General features: G+C 51.7%; 3 protein-coding genes. 1 reads left to right on the plus strand and 2 read right to left on the minus strand.

The window, feature by feature from the left end; translation table 11 throughout:
* The coding region (locus tag VSS37_RS08055) for a PD-(D/E)XK nuclease domain-containing ATP-binding protein (RefSeq protein ID WP_324694321.1) at positions 1 to 1612 on the plus strand (1612 nt) is incomplete at its 5' end.
* A 70-nt stretch (positions 1613 to 1682) separates the two neighbouring features.
* Here the strand turns inward: VSS37_RS08055 and VSS37_RS08060 are convergent.
* Together VSS37_RS08060 and VSS37_RS08065 are read right to left on the minus strand one after the other, a co-directional pair.
* Positions 1683 to 2264, minus strand: a complete 582-nt coding sequence (locus tag VSS37_RS08060) for a Uma2 family endonuclease (RefSeq protein ID WP_324694322.1) — start codon at positions 2262 to 2264, stop codon at positions 1683 to 1685.
* A gap of 45 nt (positions 2265 to 2309) precedes the next feature.
* Positions 2310 to 2542: hypothetical protein (locus tag VSS37_RS08065; protein WP_324694323.1), on the minus strand; the 233-nt coding region annotated here is incomplete at its 5' end.

The raw sequence follows: 2542 nt of genomic DNA on the forward strand, positions 1-2542 counted from the left end.
GGCTGGCGAGGTTGGCAAGCTTGTCATGCTATACTTGGCGCATCACCTCAACAGGCCTGAGCGCATGGCGAACTTAGTCAATCTGCCTATCGGTATCCAAAGTTTCAGCGAGTTACGCACCCGCAATATGCTGTATGTGGATAAAACCCGACAAATTCACCGGCTGATCAGCACGGGCAAGTATTACTTCCTGTCACGCCCGCGCCGCTTTGGCAAATCACTGACGCTTTCCACCCTGCGCGCTATTTACGAAGGCAGGCGCGAGCTGTTCACGGGGTTGTGGATGGAAGACCAGTGGGACTGGAACAAGGTGCACCCGGTTATCCACTTGTCGTTCAGCAGTATGGGCTACCGCGAGCTGGGGCTGGAGCAGGCCATTCGCCAGGAACTGCTGGCGCAGGGGGAAGCCTTTGGGGTCAGTTTCACCCAACAAGCCAGCATTGCTGTGATGTTTGACGAGTTGATCCGCAAATTGGCGCAACGTGATGGCAAGGTGGTTGTGCTGATCGATGAATACGACAAACCGCTGATTGACTACCTCGACGACCTCCCGCTGGCCAGGGCCAACCAGCAGGTGATGAAGACCTTTTACTCGGTGGTCAAGGATTGTGACCCCTACCTGCAATTCCTACTGATTACTGGGGTATCGAAATTCAGCAAGGTGTCGATTTTCTCCGATCTCAATCACCTGTTTGACCTGACGTTTGTACGCGAAGCTGCTGCCTTGACAGGTTACACGCAGCTGGAATTGGAACAGTATTTTACCGCCTATTTACAGGAGGCTGCCGATTGTCAGGCCTGTGATAGAGCCACGCTGCTGGAACAACTGCGCGAGTGGTACAACGGCTATAGCTGGGATGGCAAAACACGGGTATACAACCCGTTTTCGATCCTCAGTTTTTTTCGTGCCGGAGAGTTTCGTAATTTCTGGTTCGAAACCGGTACGCCGACCTTTTTGCTGAAACTGCTGCGTGAACAGAACCTGTACAAGCTTGATAACCTCACCGTGCATGAGCGCACCTTTTCCAGCTACGACATTGATTATTTACAAGCGATTCCCATCCTGTTTCAAACGGGTTATCTGACCATCAAGGCTAAACAGGAATTTGGCCTGTACACCCTGGACTACCCCAATCGTGAGGTGCGTGAATCCCTGCTGGATTACATCATCAGCGATTTACGCTGCCTGCATACACCGATGAGCACTCCAATGGCGGTGGAATTGCACCAGGCCTTCGCCGCCAATGATCTGAAACAGGTGGTCACGCTGGTGAAAAGCATTTTCAAGACGATCCCTTCGCAAATTTTCATTGCCAATGCGGAACACTACTACCATAGCCTGATTTACCTGGTGTTTTTCTATCTGGGGCAATACAGCGAAAGCGAAGTCAACACGAATGATGGGCGGCTGGATTGCGTGGTGAAGACCCCGACACATATTTATGTGATCGAATTCAAGCTGGATAAAACGGCTGACAAGGCGTTGGCGCAGATCAAAGACAAAGGCTACGCGGAAAAATACCGTGCTGACCCGCGCATGAAGGTGCTGGTCGGTATCAATTTCAGCAGTGAGCAGAAGACAGTGGAAGGGTGGAAGATGGAAAACTTGTAGGGAGGCTGGCTCTTCGCCCGTGCCTTCATGCCGTTTGTGTGGGGTGCGTGTTTTGCCTGAGCACCTTTGTTCAGGCATCAGCCCCATCGAAATTGACGCCCTGATAAATAGCCTGCACGGTCAGGTTTGTTTCTGGGCACACCAGGGAAATTTCATCTTCCAGCGATTCACAGGTATTCACCCACCATGAGCCATCCGGTTCGCGGTAGAAATGCGTGACCGACACCTTTTCCTGCGCCACGACCAGATAATGTTGTAGGGAGGGAATGGACTGGTATGCCACCAGCTTTTCGTTGTAATCCTTCCACTCTGTTGATTTGGAAGTGACCTCAACGACCAGGCAGGGCGATTCCAGGTAATACTCATCGGTATTATCCGGCGCGCAGCTCACCAGCACATCGGGGTAGTAGTAAGCCCGCCCTTGTTTGACCCGTACCTTGATGTCCGCACTGTAGATGTCACAGGGTGTGCCATCCCTGTTTTGCAGGGGCAGGCTGCGCACGACATTCAGGGTAATTTTGTTGTGGCGTTTGCTGGCGCCTGCCATGAGGTACACCTTGCCATCGAGGTACTCGTGACGCTCTTTGGCGCTTTTCTCACCTTCCAGATACTCGGCTTCGGTGATGTGCGGAGCTTGTTGTGTCTGTGGCATCGGTTCTCTCCGGTTTGGGCGATTACATACAGTGTAATACGTTGTTCACTCCGTCCAGGACGTGATTTTTACAATTTCAGATTTGTTGACATAGGCATTAATCTTGACCGCGCCTTTGCTGTTGAATTGCTTCAACTCTTCTTCTGTTAGTTGTTTAAGGGTTTCATCTGCACGGGCAGCGGGGGTGCTACCTAAGCGTTTGTGGCTGCGCTCAATAAAGAGGGAACTATTGCGGGGATCTTTCTTCAGATAAACCCCTTTTTCCAGTGTGGCATCTG

This window comes from Candidatus Thiothrix phosphatis (assembly GCF_035668035.1).
GTDB lineage: Bacteria > Pseudomonadota > Gammaproteobacteria > Thiotrichales > Thiotrichaceae > Thiothrix > Thiothrix phosphatis.

Coding starts and splice junctions, on each gene's coding strand:
- VSS37_RS08060 (WP_324694322.1), bottom strand. CDS start 2,264: ATGCCACAGACACAACAAGCTCCGCACATCACCGAAGCCGAGTATCTG.